At 57.3% G+C, this 16,821-nt stretch carries 18 protein-coding genes; 8 read left to right on the plus strand and 10 right to left on the minus strand.

Annotated features, from left to right (window positions below; translation table 11 throughout):
- Positions 1-26: 26 nt before the first annotated feature.
- Entirely contained in the window at positions 27-545 is a 519-nt protein-coding gene (locus tag C1T17_RS08190; RefSeq protein WP_104953028.1) for a GNAT family N-acetyltransferase, read from the minus strand.
- Positions 546-643: 98 nt separating this feature from the next.
- Between C1T17_RS08190 and C1T17_RS08195 the strand changes: the two genes are divergently transcribed.
- A complete protein-coding gene (locus C1T17_RS08195) occupies positions 644-1,027 on the plus strand; it encodes a dihydroneopterin aldolase (RefSeq protein ID WP_104953029.1) in 384 nt (127 codons plus the stop codon).
- Positions 1,028-1,034: 7 nt separating this feature from the next.
- Here C1T17_RS08195 and C1T17_RS08200 read toward each other — a convergent pair whose 3' ends face one another.
- Positions 1,035-1,979: an isopenicillin N synthase family dioxygenase gene (locus tag C1T17_RS08200; protein ID WP_104953030.1), complete on the minus strand. Its 945-nt coding sequence runs from the start codon at positions 1,977-1,979 to the stop codon at positions 1,035-1,037.
- Between the two features lie 123 nt (positions 1,980-2,102).
- On the opposite strand from C1T17_RS08200, the gene C1T17_RS08205 reads away from it, so the two are divergent.
- On the plus strand, positions 2,103-2,510 hold the full coding sequence (locus C1T17_RS08205) for an EVE domain-containing protein (protein ID WP_104953031.1): 408 nt from the start codon (positions 2,103-2,105) through the stop codon (positions 2,508-2,510).
- Between the two features lie 146 nt (positions 2,511-2,656).
- Complete coding sequence (locus tag C1T17_RS08210; protein WP_104953032.1) at positions 2,657-2,935, plus strand: hypothetical protein; 279 nt, start codon at positions 2,657-2,659, stop codon at positions 2,933-2,935.
- An 83-nt stretch (positions 2,936-3,018) separates the two neighbouring features.
- Here the strand turns inward: C1T17_RS08210 and C1T17_RS08215 are convergent, their stop codons facing one another.
- Positions 3,019-3,324 carry a glycine zipper 2TM domain-containing protein gene (locus C1T17_RS08215; RefSeq protein WP_104953033.1) on the minus strand — a complete coding sequence of 102 codons (306 nt, stop codon included), beginning with the start codon at positions 3,322-3,324 and terminating at the stop codon, positions 3,019-3,021.
- 274 nt (positions 3,325-3,598) lie between these two features.
- On the opposite strand from C1T17_RS08215, the gene ahpC reads away from it, so the two are divergent.
- From ahpC to C1T17_RS08235, 4 genes are all read left to right on the plus strand, one after another.
- Positions 3,599-4,162, plus strand: a complete 564-nt coding sequence (gene ahpC, locus C1T17_RS08220) for an alkyl hydroperoxide reductase subunit C (RefSeq protein WP_104953034.1) — start codon at positions 3,599-3,601, stop codon at positions 4,160-4,162.
- A 102-nt stretch (positions 4,163-4,264) separates the two neighbouring features.
- Positions 4,265-5,866 (plus strand): alkyl hydroperoxide reductase subunit F, encoded by a 1,602-nt coding sequence (ahpF, locus tag C1T17_RS08225; protein WP_104953035.1) that lies wholly within the window; start codon positions 4,265-4,267, stop codon positions 5,864-5,866.
- A 124-nt stretch (positions 5,867-5,990) separates the two neighbouring features.
- Complete coding sequence (locus C1T17_RS08230; protein ID WP_104953036.1) at positions 5,991-7,100, plus strand: histidine kinase dimerization/phosphoacceptor domain -containing protein; 1,110 nt, start codon at positions 5,991-5,993, stop codon at positions 7,098-7,100.
- 48 nt (positions 7,101-7,148) lie between these two features.
- A complete protein-coding gene (locus C1T17_RS08235; protein ID WP_262982734.1) occupies positions 7,149-7,568 on the plus strand; it encodes a response regulator in 420 nt (139 codons plus the stop codon).
- Between the two features lie 176 nt (positions 7,569-7,744).
- On the opposite strand, the gene C1T17_RS08240 is transcribed toward C1T17_RS08235, so the two are convergent.
- Complete coding sequence (locus C1T17_RS08240) at positions 7,745-9,835, minus strand: TonB-dependent siderophore receptor (protein ID WP_104953038.1); 2,091 nt, start codon at positions 9,833-9,835, stop codon at positions 7,745-7,747.
- Between the two features lie 423 nt (positions 9,836-10,258).
- Between C1T17_RS08240 and C1T17_RS08245 the strand changes: the two genes are divergently transcribed.
- Positions 10,259-11,161, plus strand: a complete 903-nt coding sequence (locus C1T17_RS08245; protein WP_189338545.1) for a fumarylacetoacetate hydrolase family protein — start codon at positions 10,259-10,261, stop codon at positions 11,159-11,161.
- A gap of 221 nt (positions 11,162-11,382) precedes the next feature.
- Here C1T17_RS08245 and C1T17_RS08250 read toward each other — a convergent pair whose 3' ends face one another.
- The 6 genes from C1T17_RS08250 to C1T17_RS08275 are packed head-to-tail and all read right to left on the minus strand — an operon-like array spanning position 11,383 to position 16,597.
- On the minus strand, positions 11,383-12,144 hold the full coding sequence (locus C1T17_RS08250) for a 2-keto-4-pentenoate hydratase (protein ID WP_104953040.1): 762 nt from the start codon (positions 12,142-12,144) through the stop codon (positions 11,383-11,385).
- A 30-nt stretch (positions 12,145-12,174) separates the two neighbouring features.
- Positions 12,175-12,969, minus strand: coding sequence for a 2-keto-4-pentenoate hydratase (locus tag C1T17_RS08255; protein ID WP_104953041.1), 795 nt, complete (start codon positions 12,967-12,969; stop codon positions 12,175-12,177).
- Between the two features lie 2 nt (positions 12,970-12,971).
- On the minus strand, positions 12,972-13,634 hold the full coding sequence (locus C1T17_RS08260; RefSeq protein WP_104955087.1) for a class II aldolase/adducin family protein: 663 nt from the start codon (positions 13,632-13,634) through the stop codon (positions 12,972-12,974).
- A gap of 13 nt (positions 13,635-13,647) precedes the next feature.
- The gene (locus C1T17_RS08265; protein WP_104953042.1) at positions 13,648-14,553 is read right to left on the minus strand and encodes a VOC family protein; all 906 of its coding nucleotides are present in this window, start codon (positions 14,551-14,553) and stop codon (positions 13,648-13,650) included.
- 1 nt (position 14,554) lies between these two features.
- A complete protein-coding gene (locus C1T17_RS08270; RefSeq protein ID WP_104953043.1) occupies positions 14,555-15,088 on the minus strand; it encodes a VOC family protein in 534 nt (177 codons plus the stop codon).
- Positions 15,089-15,100: 12 nt separating this feature from the next.
- A complete protein-coding gene (locus tag C1T17_RS08275; protein WP_104955088.1) occupies positions 15,101-16,597 on the minus strand; it encodes a 2-hydroxymuconic semialdehyde dehydrogenase in 1,497 nt (498 codons plus the stop codon).
- Positions 16,598-16,821: the final 224 nt, after the last annotated feature.

The raw sequence follows: 16,821 nt of genomic DNA on the forward strand, positions 1-16,821 counted from the left end.
CGCCATTGGCAAAGGGAATGTCTTGTTCAGACCATCTGTGTGATGCGCGGACCTAACATCCCGACTTCCGGCAACGTGCCGCCATCGACGACCAATGCGAGCAGACGACGCGCCTCAACTGTTCCAGGTGCCTGCCATTTCGCTGTTCCCTCGGCGGAGAAGCCCCAGAAGCGGCCATAATATTCAGGGTCACCGATCATCATCAGCGGCGGACAGGCAAGTCTCCTCGCATCCTGCACTACGGCATCCATCATGGCTCGCCCGAAACCGCCCTTTTGCTGATCGGGCCGCACCGCGACCGGTCCGACCATTACGAGTGGGCGGACCGTTCCGTCCTGACTGTGCAGCGCGACGGGCCAGCTTTGCAGCGTGCCGATAAGATCGCCCCCATCATCCAGTGCTGCGTAGCTCAGTTCGGGTAGCCACTTCATTTCCTTGCGGATCAGATAGGCCGTGCGCCCCCGCCGATCCGTACCGAACGCTGCATCCAGCAGCGCTTCGATCGCGTCGTCGCTTTGACTACCAAGAGGGAGAATCTGGGTCACGTCTTGCCGTTCGTTCCATAAAAGAGCATGAGCGCCCTCGAGCGCGGGGGTCTTACCCGCTGACCGCCAAATGAAAAGCGATAATCGGCAAGCCTGACATGGATTTTCCAGAAAACGACTATCTGACTCTCGAAGTGGACAATCTCGACTTCGACGTGCTGACCGGCATCTATTCGGAAGAGACACACCTGCCGCAGCCATTGCGAATTTCGGTTCGCGCTTTGCTCAAAATGGCGGACCATTACAGTCCCGATACGCCGCTTTCCGCTTCGAAAAACTATATGGATCTGAAGCACGCGGCGACTGCGGCGCTACCAACCGGTCAACACTTCACTCTGATCGAGGCGGTGGCAGAGCATATCATTGAGACCGTGTTCCTGCAGGATGACAAGGTGAAGCACGTGCAGGTAAAAATCGTCAAGTTGGCGCTCAGCGAGCGAGGCGAGTCCATTGGCATCACCATGGGTCGTTGGCGGAAATAATTCTCGCTCAACCTTTGGTCAGTCCGATCTCGACAAGCCGTTCGTGCAGGTATGCGTGCGCGGTAATGGGCGGCTGGCGCAACGGGTTTTCTGCCGTCACACATTGCGGCAGCGCTTCGATCATAAAGTCGGGGCGCAGATGCAGGAAGAACGGCATTGAATAACGTGACACGCCGCGTCTTTCCGGCGGCGGATTGACGACGCGATGGCTGGTCGAAGGTAGCACACCGTTTGTCAGCCGCTGGAGCATGTCGCCGACATTGATGACCATCGCACCCTCCGGCGGCGTCACCGCCAGCCAATTGCCGTTGCGGTCCAGCAATTGCAGGCCGCCTTCTTCCGCACCGAGCAACATTGTGATGAGGTTTATGTCCTCATGCGCACCCGCCCGCACGCCCGGCGCGTCGGGTGAGACCGGAGGATAGTGCAACAGGCGGATGATCGAATTGCCGTCGCGCACCGGGTCGACGAACCAATCCTCGTTGATTCCGAGATAAAGTGCGATGGCGGAGAGCAGTTTTGCGCCGACTCGATCGAACTCGGCGTAGAGGCGCGTATAGGTTTCACGAAACCCCTTAATCTCCTCGGGCCAGATATTCGGCGGCATCGTTCCGGCCAGCGGGCTGCCGGGGGCAAGATCCCGGCCCACATGCCAGAATTCCTTTAGGTCATTCTCACTCGCGCCCTTCGCGATTTCGGTGCCATATGCCGTGTAGCCGCGCTGCCCCCCGCCACCTTGCAGGATGTAGGCGCGCTTGGTTTCTTCAGGCAGTGCAAAGAATGCCTTTGCCTTCGCCCAAGCGTCCGCAACCAGGTTCTCATCCATGCCGTGATCGCGGACCATGGCGAAACCGAACTGTGAAAATGAGCCGCCAAATGCATTGGCGAAGCTCTGCACATCTTCGGTGTCGAGGGACAATATGGGAATGGCATTCAGAACGGTGTGCGACATTTTTGCTCCATTTCAGGCCCGTTTAGCCAATCTTATATGCCCTGTCACTTGATCTGCCTTGATTCCGCGCGCTCCTCGCGCAAGGAACAACATCTTCTTAGTTTCCTAGTGGCAGGACCGGCGATGCAATATTGGCTGATGAAGTCAGAGCCTGACGTGTTTTCGTGGGACGATCTCGTCGAGAAGAAGACGGCCGAATGGGACGGCGTGCGCAATCATCAGGCGCAACTGCACATGAAATCGATGCGTAAGGGTGACCAGGCATTCTTCTATCACAGCAACATAGGGCTTGAAGCAGTCGGAGTCATGGAGATCGTGGAAGAGGCCACGGCGGACAGCACGGACGACACTGGCAAATGGCTGGCCGTGCATGTTTCTCCGATACGCAAATTGCCACGCCCTGTTACATTGAAGACGATCAAAAGCGATCCCGCTTTGTCGGAAATGTCGATTATCCGGCAGTCTCGTCTTTCCGTTGCTCCTGTGTCGCCTGAGGAGTTTAGGCACATCCTCCGTTTAGCCGGAGAATAGGCTGATCCTTACGGTTGCGTTACGTGCAATTGCGTTGCCTTCCTTTGCGATTGCCCGATGCCGCACCGCAACATAGTAGTTAGGGCAACAAAACAGAATATTCACAGAGGTGTTTGTCGGGCATTCCAAGGAGAAATTCTATGCGAATGCTGTCCAAAATTGTTCTCGCTGCCGCCACTATCGCTGCAGCGGCCCCCGCCCTGGCCGAAGATGTGGCCAAGGAGCGTTTCGTCCACGAAGGTTACACCTATGTCTACAAGGTGAAGCCAACGAAAGATGGCAAGCTAATCACCGGTACGCGATATCCTGGTGCAACGGCCTTCAACCTAAAGGTCGCTGGCGACAAGGTTCACGGCATTTCCGACGGAACGGCAGTAGCTTTCAATCTTTCCGAAGCACGTGGCGCGAGCGCAGCAGGAAACTGATAACATAGCTGCCTGTAATTGCTAATCACAGAAAGGGCGGCTCCATCCGGAGCCGCCCTTTTGTTCAGGCCGATACGCGACCGTTACCGGCAACGGCGCTTGCTATCGACTTCCTTGCCGAGAAGCGCACCCGCGGCCGCACCCAGAACTGTGCCTGTCGTGCGATCACCTCGCGTATCGATTGCGCGCCCTGCAAGGGCACCACCTACGCCGCCAACGATGAGACCCGTTGTACCATTGCTCTTGCGACAATAGGTACGACCATCCCGACCACGCCATTCCTTGTAACGGTAATGATCGCGGCGCGCCTCGGCCTTGTCGGTCGGGAATGCCATGGTTGCAGGCAGCGCGATGGAAGCCGCTACGAGCGAAAGCATCAATTTACGCATGTTAGTTCTCCTTCCTGTTTTCAACACCGGTCAGTGAACCATCGCTTATGCGCAAGGTTGCATGAACGTCACACAACGACATAGTTGATTGATAAATGGGCACAAACTTTGTCACGCGTTGATGTGAATGGTGGCTTTTATCGACGAAGCATCGGCGTGATTTATTTTGATCGCTATTTTCGATTTGTCGTCGAGGAAAAAGCAATTTCTCCTATCGATCGCGTGGGCCTATATCACCATTGTCGTTTAACCAGACCAATGAATTGGAGATATCATGTCCCGTATCGGTGCCGAACTGAAGCCCTTTAAGACCGAAGCCTATAAGAACGGAAAGTTCGTAACGGTGTCGGATGCAGACGTCCGCGGCAACTGGGCAGTTTTCTTCTTCTATCCAGCGGATTTCACGTTCGTCTGCCCGACCGAGCTTGAGGATCTGGCCGATCATTATGCCGAGTTCCAGAAGCTGGGCGTGGAAATCTACAGCGTTTCGACGGACACGCATTTCAGCCACAAGGCATGGCATGAGACCTCGCCTGCCATCGGCAAGATCGAATACACCATGCTGGGCGATGCCAGCGGCACGATCACCAACAACTTCGGCGTGATGCGCGAAGGTGCTGGCCTTGCCGATCGCGCGACCTTCCTGGTCGATCCAGAAGGCATCGTGCAGTTCATGGAAATCACGTCGGAAGGCGTTGGCCGTAACGCAGCGGAACTGCTGCGCAAGACCAAGGCTGCGCAATATGTTGCGGCTCACCCCGGCGAAGTCTGCCCCGCGAAGTGGGAAGAAGGCGAGACCACACTTGCGCCTTCGTTCGACCTCGTCGGCAAGATCTAAATTTAGCTAACCCCCCGAGGGTCGCAGGCAGCCCGGAGAGGAACGCATATGTTCTTCTCCGGGGTGTTGCCCCGCGCCTCGAATTGAACGGAGTTTCGAGAGATGTTGGACGCCAACGTAAAGGCCCAGTTGAAGGGCTATCTTGTGAACATCACGCAGCCGATCGAGCTGGTGGCGTCGCTGGACGACGGCGCCAAGTCCCGCGAAATGCTCGGGCTGCTGGAAGATATCGTCAGCCTTACAGACAAGGCTACTCTCGTCCGCAAGGATGACGACAAGCGCAAGCCAAGCTTTATGATCCGCCGCGCCGGCACCGACATCGGTGTGCGCTTTGCCGGTATTCCGATGGGCCATGAATTTACCTCGCTCATCCTCGCGCTGCTGCAAGTTGGCGGTCATCCGTCGAAGGCCGCGCAGGATCTGATCGAGCAGGTCAAGAATCTTGAGGGCGATTATGCCTTCGAAACTTATTTCTCGCTGTCTTGCCAGAACTGCCCCGACGTGGTGCAGGCGCTGAACCTGATGGCAGTGCTGAACCCGCGCGTGAGCCACGTTGCGATAGACGGCGCTCTGTTCCAGGACGAAGTGGATACCCGAAAGGTGATGGCGGTGCCTACCATCTTCCTGAACGGCGAACCTTTCGGCCAGGGCCGCATGGAGTTGGAGCAGATCGTCGCTAAGCTGGATAGCGGCGCAGTCGCACGCGCGGCCGAAAAGCTGAAGGGCAAGGAGCCATTCGAGGTTCTCGTTATCGGCGGCGGCCCTGCTGGCGCGGCGGCGGCGATCTACACCGCGCGCAAGGGCATTCGCACCGGCGTAGTAACCGAGCGCTTCGGCGGGCAGGTGCTCGACACGATGGGGATCGAGAACTTCATCTCCGTGCCGCACACCGAAGGCCCGAAGCTGGTCGCGCAGCTTGAGCAGCATGTGAAGGACTATGACGTCGACATCATGAACCTCCAGAAGGTCGAGAAGCTGATTCCCGCTGCGACTGATGGCGGCTTGCATGAAGTGCGGCTAGAGAGCGGTGCGACCCTCAAGGCCCGATCCGTGATCCTATCGACCGGCGCGCGCTGGCGGCACATGAATGTGCCCGGCGAAGACGAGTATCGCAACGCTGGCGTCGCGTACTGCCCCCACTGCGACGGCCCGCTGTTCAAGGGTAAGGACGTGGCGGTGATCGGCGGCGGCAATAGCGGCGTCGAGGCGGCGATCGATCTTGCCGGTATCGTCAAGCACGTCACGCTGATCGAATATGACAGTCAGCTTCGTGCCGATGCAGTGCTCCAGCGCAAGTTGTTCAGCCTGCCCAACGTCAAGGTCATCACGTCCGCACTGACGACCGAAGTACTTGGCGACGGTAGCAAGGTGATCGGCCTGACGTACAACGATCGCAATCATGACACGTCGCATGTCATCGACTTGCAGGGTATCTTCGTGCAGATCGGCCTCGTACCGAACACCGAGTTTCTGGTGGATGCGGTCGCGCTATCTCCGCGTGGCGAAATCGAAGTCGATCATCGCGGCGGCACATCGATCCCCGGCATCTTCGCTGCGGGCGATGCAACGACAACGCCGTTCAAACAGATTGTCATCGCTATGGGCGAGGGGTCGAAAGCAGCACTGTCCGCGTTCGAATACCTCATTCGCCTTGCGCCCGACGCGACCAGCGAACAGGCACCCGCGGAAGCCTTCGCTGCCTGAAAAATATAGTGCTGTAATACCAATGGCTCGTCGGTCTCACGGAACCCGGCGGGCCATTGGCGCGCTGTAACACATGTTAACTCAAGCCGGAGCACTCCCGCTCCCTAGCTGAGCGGAGCCGTGGATGAAGCAGATAGACGACTGGCACCTGACTGACCGCGTTAGGCACGAGCGCGGCCGTGGCGACCCATTCGCAGCCGCCATCCGGGGCACGCGGATGCCTATGGTCATCACTGATCCCAGGCAGGACGACAACCCGATCGTCTTCGCTAACGAAGCATTTCAGAAACTTAGCGGCTATGGAGTTGATGAAATCCTCGGCCGCAATTGCCGTTTTCTTCAAGGGCCGGATAGCAACCGTGAGGCGGTAGCCAAGATAGCCGCGGCCTTGAAGGCGCAGGAAGCGATCAGCATAGACCTTCTGAACTATCGGAAGGACGGCTCTAAGTTCTGGAACGCGCTTTACATAAGTCCGGTGCGTAATGACGACGGAGAGCTTCAGTTCTTCTTTGCTTCACAATTGGATGTTACTGATCGCGTAGACGCGCAGCGTCAGATCGCGGAACAGAAGATGGAAGTTGAAAGACAGGTGCGTGCGCGCACCGCCGATTTGCAGGCGGCACTGGAGGAGAAAACCCTGCTTCTGCATGAAGTCGATCATCGTGTTAAAAACAATTTGACGATGATCGGTGCTTTGTTGCGGCTACAGTCTCGCAGCTTGGGCGATCCCCAACTGCAACGTGCGTTGGAAAACATGCTGGAGCGCATTGATGCCCTCGCCATCGTGCATCGCCGTCTCTATCAATCGGAGGATATCACGCGCTTCGACATCGGGTCTTTCTCCGCGAACTTGGCGAGTGACGTACTCGCTTCCACCGGGCGGCTGGATATCAACCTCATCGCTGATACCGATCCTGTCATGATACCGGCAAGCAAGGCCTCCGCAACGGGCCTCATTCTGAATGAGCTTATCACCAACGCCGTGAAACATGCCTTCGCAGAGGGCCGGTCAGGAAACCTCGCGCTAACGGTGAAGGAGAAGGACGGGCAGGTTATCATTAATTTGCAGGACGATGGTGCGGGGTTCGATCAGAGCGTCAGCCCTCCGGCCTCTATTGGACAGTCCCTTGTCATGCGTTTGTCCCGCCAGATCAAGGCGACCACGCAATGGCATAGCGATGCAAACGGCACACGCGCGTCAGTCACTTTTCCCGCTGATCCTGCGAAAACCTGAAGGCACAAATCGATGCATGCCTGTGTACCCCCGCTCAATATTCTCATCGTGGAAGACGAAGCGTTGCTCGCGATGGATATCGAGGCAATGATCCGGGATTCCGGTCATGAGGTGATAGGAGAGGCTGCTTCTTTACGTGAAGTGATTGCATTGACGCTTGCGCGAGCGCCAGATGTAGCTTTTGTGGACATTCAACTCGACGAAGGATCGAGCGGTCTCGACGTATGTGCGTTAATACGGGAGAGATGGGCGTCCACCGCAGTCGTTTTCGTCACGGCAAATCCCAAGAAGATACCGGATCACTTCTGCGGCGCGCATGGCGTCATTCCTAAACCGTTCAGCCGGGCAGGACTCATGTCGGCGATGCGCTACATTGAAGAGGGCGTCTGCGACCCGCCGCCGGCATCCCGCAAACCCTCCAGTTTTCTCGCATCACCGGAGATCGAGCGAAGCTGGGCGCCAGCTTGACAGAGCCATAATACAAGGCACTACTGGAGGCCCAAGGATATTAGAGTTCATGCATTTGGACCATGGACCGGGACGCGCAGTCAGGCGTTATCTTGCGCTTGCTGATATCGCCCGACCAACTCCATCAAAATGCCGTTTCCTGTCCTTTGAATCCTTTGCTGTCCTTAAATAAGGGGTCAGAAACGCACACCGAAAGTTGCCATGATATTTCGCGGCGCGCCGACAAAGCAGTCTCCACGTGCCAGACACGAAGCGAAAAAGCGGTTATTGAGCAAATTGGTCGCATTGAGCGCGAGCCGCCATTTGTTCCAGCTAATTTCGGCAAGTGCGTCTACGGTAGTGCGTGATGGCGTGACCACCGTATAAAGCGCCCCGGCAGGAATGGCAGGATTACGCCCATAGGGATCAAGCGCACCGGTCGATTTGCTCTTGCCGCTGTACACGACGCCCGCGCCTAGCCGCAGCCGCGCTTCGTCCGCCAGGCCGAACGTCTTTGTCGACCACACTGACGCGATATGCCGCGGCATATAATCGAGGCTGCTGTTCACTTCGGAACGGAGCTTGTTGTAACCGTAGTTGGCCAGCAATTCGAAGTTACCAGGCAGGGTGTGGCTAGCCTCGAACTCAATGCCTTTGGTCGTCAGCTCGCCCGACTGCGTAATGACGTTATTGGCACGGTATAGAACCCGGTTGCGCTCTTTGATGTGGAAGGCTGTAACCGTGAGCAGCGTACTGCGTTCCGGTTGCCATTTGACTCCTGCTTCGAACTGCGTGCCCGTTTGGGGTTCGAAGGCGTTGCCGTCGCTGTCGGCCCCGGCGATCGGTAGGAAGCTCTCCGTATAGCTGAAGAAGGGCGAAAGCCCTGCACCGATTTCGCCGATGATGCCCGCCCGGAAGGTAGCCGCGTTGTCTTTATTCCCTGCGGAAGACGTCACGCGGTCGCGGCGAGCGCCCACAACCAATGAGACCCGCTCGTAAAAACGAATCTGATCCTGAACATAAACGCCAAGTTGCTTCTGTGAATCGTAATCAAATGGGCCGCTAGGATCGTAGGTCAACAATGCATCGTAGTCGATGTCGTAGAGATCGACCACTTCGGGCGTCGTAGTAGCGTAACGCTTGCCGACCTTGTTCCAGCTATAGTCGATGCCGACGAGCAAAACATGCTCGATATTAGCGCCTGTGTTGAACTTGAACTGCAAATTGTTATCGGTCGAAAAGACGTTCATCCGCGCGTCGCTGGCATCGGCGGTGAGACCTATGGTGCGTCCGTCCGTACCATAGACTGAGAATGGATCGGTGGGATAGCGGTAGCTATCGGCGTAATGTGTGAAATATTCGAGATCGCTGTCGATATAGCGGGCCTTTACGCTCAGGCGAATATTGTCCGAGAACCGATGGGTGATTGATCCGCCGCCCTGCAACGAACGGCCACTGTAACGGTCCCAGCCTGCCTTTCCGACAAAGGTGTAGGGATCGAGCCGGCCGCTGGGGTTGGCAGGGTTCGAACGGAAGGTGCCGACGATCGGCAGGAATTGCGAGGTGGAGCCAGTGTCGTCCTCCTGATAGAGGCCGGTCAGCACAATGTCCGTGTCCGGTGTTGGTTGCCAGCGGATAGAGGGCGCGAACATCACGCGGTCGTCGGGCACATGATCGACATAGGTGTCGGCGTCGCGAACACGGGCGACAGCTCGGATCGCCAGATTGTCCGTCAGCGCGACATTGACGTCACCGAGTGCTTCCTTGCGATCATAGCTGCCATAACCGATGTTAAACTCGCCACCGGTCTTAAACTCGGGAGTTTTAGAAACGAGGTTTACTAGGCCACCAATGGACCCTTGGCCGAAAAGCACTGAGGCCGGGCCGCGCACGATCTCCACGCGCGAGAAATTATAAGGGTCCGAAGTGATGCTCGCATAATAGGAAAAAATGTCGCGCATTCCGTCACGGAATTGAAGCGCGTCGATACCACGAACGTTGAAGCCGTCTACGCGGGTGTCACGCCCATAGGGGTTGGCGAGTACACTCGCGGCATATTTTACCGTGTCACTGATGCTGATGGCGCCCTGCGAGATGAACTGCTCCGAAGTGATTACCGTGATTGGCTGAGGCAGTTCGACCAACGGAGTTTCCGTCTTGGTGCCGGCACTGGCTGCGGTGACAACGATAGCGTCGCGGCTTTCGTCGACCGGTGCGCTTTCTTCAGCCCATGCGGATTGGGTGGCCAATATGCCTACCAATCCTGCCATCATGACAACCTTCGCCATTGTACGCCCCTTTGTTCCTGTCAGCATTCCCGTGCGAAGCGCAACTAATATTATTGCGATCAACTATCAATAGCATTTATGGGGCGTAGATTTATTCGGCAAGGTTTGGCCGGGACCGGAAGAGGCCAACGCATCAGGCGAGAAGGCGCAAGATTGCCTTTGCTGAATGTGTTGGTGGATGGCCCATCCAGTGAGATGTTGTACTGCGACTACCTGTTACCGACAGCAGCTAATAAGATGCATAAGTCCTAGTTTGACATCGGTTCACGATCGTGACAATGTGTATCCAATATTTTCGCCAGTGGAACGCCTGTGTTTGATGTTGTAGTAACAAACCTCACGTCCGAGCATAGTGATATTTACACCTAGCATATAGTGCATCCACTAATGAGGCTTTTAAAGGTTATGATGAGGGAGAGGAATGTGGGTGAGCTTTACCGGCTGGCGGTTTCGGAAACAACGGATGGTGCTCGCCAGGCCGTTATCGAATATAATGGGCAACTTCTTCCCGTCGACGCTGCGCTGGGCGAGAGATTTGAAACAATTACCGACCTGCAGCCGCTTCTCGATCAATGGAACGAGGTGGATACGCTGATTGCTGATTACGTGCAGGCCAATACAACCGCATTTTCTCGTGGAGGGCCCGTAGGTGAAGCAACGTTGCTGGCGCCCCTCGCGGCACCGGGAAAGATTCTCTGCATCGGTTCCAATTATCACGATCACATCGCTGAAATGCCGATCCCAATGACGCCCACTTATCCATACAGCTTTCTGAAGCCGACCAATAATACCGTACGGGGGACCGGCGATTCCGTAGCTGTACCGCGCCGGGTGAGCATGATGGACTGGGAAGCGGAGTTGGGGGTAGTGATATCGACGAAATGCCAAGACGTGACGGCAGATCAAGCACTACAGTATGTCGCTGGCTATCTTAATTTTAATGACCTTTCAGCACGCGACTGGTTGGCCAGCAAACCACCGGTTGGTGTGGATTGGGTACAGCACAAGGCGTTCGATGGCTTTGCGCCAATGGGTCCGTACCTTGTTCCTGCGCGGTTTGTCGCCGATCCGCAGGATTTGCCAGTAAGATTGACTGTGAATGGTAAAATCAAACAGGATTCGAACACGCGCGAAATGGTCTTCGGCGTTGCGGCGATAATCGAACATGCATCCTCGATCATGACCTTGTATCCCGGGGACGTCATTGCCACAGGAACGCCTGCGGGTGTCGGCCATGGGCGCAAGCCGCCTGAGTATCTGAGCGGCGGTGATGAGGTTCGCGTGGTGATAGGCCAATTGGGCGAACTCGTCACGTACATCGTGTAATCGCGAGACTTACATCACGCCGGATGCCGCTGTCGAAAAAGGACGACGTAACTGCCATGCGGCACTCACTTTGGACTCCTGCTTGGATTGGATCGAGGCTGCCCGTCCCACCCGCTCGGGAACGGTCATAGGCTGCGGCGAGGGCTGCTTCGGAAGACAGAACGAACGGACCGGCGCTGAACGAGGCGTGTCCGCTTATGCTCACAGCCCGTTATGCAGTCTCAAGGGCGAACCCTGAATTCCACTCGGCCCAGCGCCTGTACCACAAGCCGGATATGATTGCCCGGCGAGAGATGCTCCGCCGCAGTCGCGCCGCCAGCCATGACCACATCGCCTGCCTTCAGCGGTTCACCAGCGCCCTCCGCCAGCCGCGCCGCAGCAACCAGCGAGCGGATCGGATTGCCAAGGATTGCCGCCGACGAACCGATCTGCCGCGCTTCGCCGTCGATCTCCAGGATCATGCCCAAGTTGGAAAGGTCGAGCGCCGGGTCCGACCAAGGACCGACGACGAAGCCGGAAGAGGAACTGTTGTCGGCTATCACGTCGGTAAGAGAAAATTTGAAGTTCTCATATCGGCTGTCAATGACTTCTAGGGCCGCTGCGACCCCGCCAACCGCCGCCAAGGCGGCAGCAGGCGTAACTCGCCCCGCCAATGGCGCTTTCAGAAGAAACGCGATCTCAGGTTCAACCCTGGGATGAACATAGGCGGCGAAGTCGATGGAGCCGCCGTCCTCCACCAGCATCTGGTCCGTCAGCCGTCCCCAGATCATTTCATCGATGCCCATCTGCGCCATCTTAGCGCGGCTGGTAAATCCCATCTTTATACCAACGCGATTTTCACCCCTCTGATAGCGGCGGCCGAGGGAAGCGGCCTGCACGCGATAGGCGTCTTCCAACGTCAGCGGCTGCTCAAGTTGCGGTGTCGCCTTGGCGTGGCGAGCGGCGTTATCAAGGCGCGCGGCGATGTCGATCACTTCAAACATGAACGTTCCCTTTTTCTTTTTGCGCTGACGTCACTCGGCGCCAAACCGAACTCGGACGGTGCCAAACCCGGAAATCCGCGCCTCGATGCTATCGCCGGGTGCAACCGCAACCATGGGACCAAGTGCGCCCGCCAGGATGACATCGCCTGCCCCCAGCGGACGACCGACCGATGCTGCCCGGGTCGTCAACCATCCCAAAGCATGAAGAGGATTACCAAGGCACGCTGCTCCGGCACCAAAGGACACCTGTTCGCCGTTCTTCTCAAGCACCATGCCGCATAGTCTGAGATCTAGATCAGCCAGTCGCACTGGCGTCGTGCCCAATACGAAAAGGCCGGACGATGCATTGTCAGCGATCGTATCGACGATGCCGATTTTCCAATTAGCAATACGGCTGTCGACTACCTCTATCGCGGGGAGGGCATAAGCGATGCTGTCGATCAGTTCGGCAGTGGTGAGGCGGTGGGCATCCGGTGTGCGCCTCAGCACGAAAGCGATCTCTGCCTCGACCTTAGGCTGGAGCAACCGGCCTGGCGCCACAGTGTCTCCGTCATTTACGGCCATATCAGCAAACAGAATCCCGGTATCCGGCTGATCGACGCCGAGCTGAGCTTGGACCGTTTTTGCTGTGAGGCCGATCTTTGCTCCAACGACATGACGCCCTTCCGCTTCCCATTGCGCCGTGTTTGCGGCTTGAATGGCATAAGCATCAGCGATTGTCGCGCCGGGCCAATCGGCACTGATTGGCGGAATAGCCTGGCTGCTGCCATAGCAATCCCGCAGTCGCGCTGCATGACTCTCCACCTCCGCGCCAACTCTGTCCATGGTCAACTGTTGGCTTGCCATTCAGGATCTCCGAAACAAAGATATTGCCACATACGCTCAAATAGAGCGCCCGCTTTTACCGCACGGCGCGAGACCTCTTCCGGCGTGTACTCTCGCGGGTTTAGCCCGGCCGCTTGGGCAGGAAGCAATGCAAGCTCCAGCCGCGCGGCGTCTTCCAGGAAAAAGGCCAACGCCGCCGCTTCTTCCAATGTCTCACCGGCCGTGACTTCGCCGTTTCCAGCAAGCACAATCGCACTGGCGTTCCCGAGAAGCTCCGCGACCTGAGCCGCCGAAGCGTCATCGCGGAGGAGCGCGACCGACGGCCAAAATGGAGGCGCCGGAGCGAAATAGGTGCCGAGCCCATGCAGCGCGCGCGGCGTCTTCCCGAGAGCGGATAGCGCAATAACCGCTGGGGATTGCACGCGCACGATGCCACCGATGTCCGGCCGCCGACGATAGATTTCGCGGTGAATACGAACTTCCGGCAACGCTCCGGCAGGCAAGTCTTCGTCCAACGACACTTCCACGCCTGCTTCATCCTCGCCCACCAAGCTCAGAGGCATGGCCGGCGAGGCAAGGAAATGGGTATGGTCGAGACGGATGCTCACATGACCGTACGCATGTGCTAGGTCATGACGGCCCATCGCTCGCGCCGCCAGCCGCATCGTTCGCGCAGGATCAGGCGGCACGGACGAAGCCGGGCTTTGCGGACTCCGGCTGGACGCGGAACTCGGGGATGTCCGGTTCGGAACCCCACATGCAGAAACTCGACGCCGCTTTCGGAAACTGACGCGGCACGTATGTCTTTTCGTCTTCTTCGGTAATCATGCGCACGCCCGTCGAATATTCGTAGATCATGTCGTCTGGCCCTTGGAAGTAGAGGAACCTTGCTCCCGATGTGGGGTGACGGCCGGGGCCGAACACGATCTTCACATTGTTCTTCTGCAGAAAATAGAACGACCGCATGATGTCGTCCTGACTCTCGACCTGAAAATTGACGTGCTGAATGCCTGCAAAAGTGGAAGGGAACAGCGCGATCTTGTGATGGACATCGTCGATCCGCAGCAGCGCCGCATCGCCGATCCAGTCGCTGACCTTGGCGCTGAGCATTGATGTCCAGAAATCCTCGTCCGCCTTGGGAGAGGCAGTGCGCAGGCCAATGTGGCTGAACGAAGTGATCCCTGCGTCACGCGTGCCATAATAGCGCGATCCACTGGCGGCGGGCCGCGCCACGAGATCGATCACGTTCCCAGTCGGGTCTTGAATAGTGATGAGCCCCTTTACCCGGCGTTGCTCATGCTCGTCCATTGTCCCATGACGTACTGCAACTCCAGCCCGCTCGAAGAGAGCCGCAGCATCATCCAAAGCCTTCATCGTCGGCAGTTCGAAGCCTACCACATGGCCCGATCGAGCGCCCCTGGTATAGACGACATTATGATCCCGATTGTCGCCGCGTAGATACGCCGCGTCCGCTTCGCGGCCGACCAGTTCCAGACCAAGTATCTTCGTGGCAAAACGGACGCTTTCTTCGATATCTTCGGACCCGATCCGGACATAGCTGATATCGTGCAGATCGGCGCCCATGTCAGTTCTCCTCGACCGACGTCGTGTCGGGGCGCTTGAACTTGCGGCTCATATGGCCGACGCCTTCCTGATCGCCAAGCTTGAATCCCCAGGAATAACCGCCTGGAGGATTGGAAAGTATCTCCCACGCATTGTCGTCCATATCCCAGAAATAGAAGCAATAGGTGCCATGCTGAACGACAGGCTTCGTGATCTTGTGTAAGCCCCACTTCTCAGCGTCGCGCCTTACCACGTCATAAGCTTCATCGACCTCGGTATCGGTACCGACGTCGAGGCCATTATGATTAAGGAACGGCATCGTTTCCTTATTCTTGGACGGACTCTGTACGACCACGATGATCTGATCGCCACCCTTGCGCGCCCAGAACGACACTGCCGCCATCTGGACGGTCTCGAAACCGAGGAACTCCTCGAAGAACGCACGGGTGCGCGCAATGTCACGACATTCGAGCGTGGCATGCGAATAAAGAACGGTCTTGAGCACAGGCGTCAGCTTGACGGTATCGCCTGTCTCCGCTTCGGTGATCGTCGCCATTGCGTTACTCTCCTAGAGCTTGATGCAGATGTTGGTCGGCTCGGAATAGAAGTTGATCGAGTGCTCCCCGCCTTCCCGGCCGACGCCGGACATCTTGGAACCTCCGAACGGCGTACGCAAATCGCGCAAGAACCAGCAGTTTACCCAAGAAATGCCCACTTCCATGACCTTGCCGACGCGGTGCGCGCGGGAAAGATTGGTCGTCCAGATCGAAGAGGCGAGGCCATATTCGGTATCGTTCGCCATGCGAACCGCTTCTTCTTCCGTATCGAAGGGGATGATAGCGGCGCAGGGTCCGAATATTTCTTCACGGCATACTTTTGCATCGTGCGGCAGCCCCGTCCATATCGTCGGCTCAACGAAGAACCCGCCCGCTGCCTCTCCGGCCAGTTTGGGAACGCCTCCGCCGGTAACGACAGTTGCGCCTTCATCTAACGCAGATTGATAATAGCCCAGCACCTTGCGGCGGTGTTCATCGGAAATAAGCGGGCCGAAGTTGACGCCCTCTTCATGAGGAAGGCCCGGCTTCAGCGCTTCGGCCTTCGCTTTGATCCCCGCTACGAACTGGTCGAACACTGGCCGCTCGACGTAGATACGCTCAGGCGCAAGGCACACCTGACCGGTATTCAGGAATACGGCGCGCGACAATCCCCCGATCGCCGCTTCTATGTCCGCGTCGGCAAACACGATCGCCGGATTCTTGCCGCCCAGTTCGAATGACAGCGCCTTTACGGTCGGCGCGGCAGAGCGCATGATCGCAGCGCCTGTCCGCGTTTCGCCGGTAAAAGTGATCGCACGCACGCCGGGGTGGCTTGTCAGCATCTCACCAGTGGAATTGGGTCCAAAACCGTTGATGACGTTGAATGCACCATCGGGCATCCCGACTTCGCTCATGACTTCGCCCAGCAGCGTGGTCGTGGACGGCGTCTCCTCTGACGGCTTAACGATCACAGCGTTACCGCAAGCCATCGCAGGAGCCACTTTCCAGGTCATCAGTAGCAGAGGAAGGTTCCACGGCGAGATCACGCCCACCACACCAAGTGGTTTGCGCAACGCATAATTCAGCGCCTTACCGCCGTCCGGCGTGTCCATTTCAAACGTTTCGGTAGGAAGGTTGGCGATGGCATCGGCAAAGACCCGGAAATTGGCGGCGCCGCGCGGGATGTCCAGATGGTGCGCCAATTCATACGGCTTACCGGTATCGGCAATTTCGGCTTCGAGAAAATCGTCGAAACGCTGTTCGATGCGGTCGGCTACGGCGACCAGCAAGGCGCGCCGCTTGGCGAGCGTCATGCTGCCCCAGTCGCCTTCGACTGCTGCGCGGGCGGCCGCTACAGCTGCATCGACGATCGCCTTATCGGCCTCATGGGCGATGGCATGAACGCGACCTGTTGCGGGATCAACAATGTCGAAAGGACGTCCACCATCTATAAAACGGCCGCCAACATAATTTCGCAATAGGGTCGGGCTGGCTTGCGGTCCCCGACCATGAGCATGCGTTTCTGCCATTTGGGTCGCCATTTTGGTTCCTCTCAACCGACTCTATTTACGTTGTATACGTCCTATATTGAGTTTCGACAATAGTAAGTTGTCTACGTCTTATTTTAAGAAAATCTGGAAGCTTTTGCTGGTTATGCTGCCGCGTCCTGAATGCAACTGCCCGGCTGCGCGGCGGTAATACGGTGAACGCAATTCCTCCGCTATAGGGATGGCGCGAACGATCCTAGTTTGTG

Source organism: Sphingobium sp. SCG-1, assembly GCF_002953135.1.
Taxonomy (GTDB): Bacteria; Pseudomonadota; Alphaproteobacteria; order Sphingomonadales; family Sphingomonadaceae; genus Sphingobium.

What these genes read in the sequence shown, in the direction of transcription:
- C1T17_RS08195 (WP_104953029.1), top strand. Translation starts at nt 644, where the DNA reads ATGGATTTTCCAGAAAACGACTATCTGACTCTCGAAGTGGACAATCTC.
- C1T17_RS08200 (WP_104953030.1), bottom strand. Translation starts at nt 1,979, where the DNA reads ATGTCGCACACCGTTCTGAATGCCATTCCCATATTGTCCCTCGACACC.
- C1T17_RS08205 (WP_104953031.1), top strand. Translation starts at nt 2,103, where the DNA reads ATGCAATATTGGCTGATGAAGTCAGAGCCTGACGTGTTTTCGTGGGAC.
- C1T17_RS08210 (WP_104953032.1), top strand. Translation starts at nt 2,657, where the DNA reads ATGCTGTCCAAAATTGTTCTCGCTGCCGCCACTATCGCTGCAGCGGCC.
- C1T17_RS08215 (WP_104953033.1), bottom strand. Translation starts at nt 3,324, where the DNA reads ATGCGTAAATTGATGCTTTCGCTCGTAGCGGCTTCCATCGCGCTGCCT.
- ahpC (WP_104953034.1), top strand. Translation starts at nt 3,599, where the DNA reads ATGTCCCGTATCGGTGCCGAACTGAAGCCCTTTAAGACCGAAGCCTAT.
- ahpF (WP_104953035.1), top strand. Translation starts at nt 4,265, where the DNA reads ATGTTGGACGCCAACGTAAAGGCCCAGTTGAAGGGCTATCTTGTGAAC.
- C1T17_RS08230 (WP_104953036.1), top strand. Translation starts at nt 5,991, where the DNA reads ATGAAGCAGATAGACGACTGGCACCTGACTGACCGCGTTAGGCACGAG.
- C1T17_RS08240 (WP_104953038.1), bottom strand. Translation starts at nt 9,835, where the DNA reads ATGGCGAAGGTTGTCATGATGGCAGGATTGGTAGGCATATTGGCCACC.
- C1T17_RS08250 (WP_104953040.1), bottom strand. Translation starts at nt 12,144, where the DNA reads ATGTTTGAAGTGATCGACATCGCCGCGCGCCTTGATAACGCCGCTCGC.
- C1T17_RS08255 (WP_104953041.1), bottom strand. Translation starts at nt 12,969, where the DNA reads ATGGACAGAGTTGGCGCGGAGGTGGAGAGTCATGCAGCGCGACTGCGG.
- C1T17_RS08260 (WP_104955087.1), bottom strand. Translation starts at nt 13,634, where the DNA reads ATGCGGCTGGCGGCGCGAGCGATGGGCCGTCATGACCTAGCACATGCG.
- C1T17_RS08265 (WP_104953042.1), bottom strand. Translation starts at nt 14,553, where the DNA reads ATGGGCGCCGATCTGCACGATATCAGCTATGTCCGGATCGGGTCCGAA.
- C1T17_RS08270 (WP_104953043.1), bottom strand. Translation starts at nt 15,088, where the DNA reads ATGGCGACGATCACCGAAGCGGAGACAGGCGATACCGTCAAGCTGACG.
- C1T17_RS08275 (WP_104955088.1), bottom strand. Translation starts at nt 16,597, where the DNA reads ATGGCAGAAACGCATGCTCATGGTCGGGGACCGCAAGCCAGCCCGACC.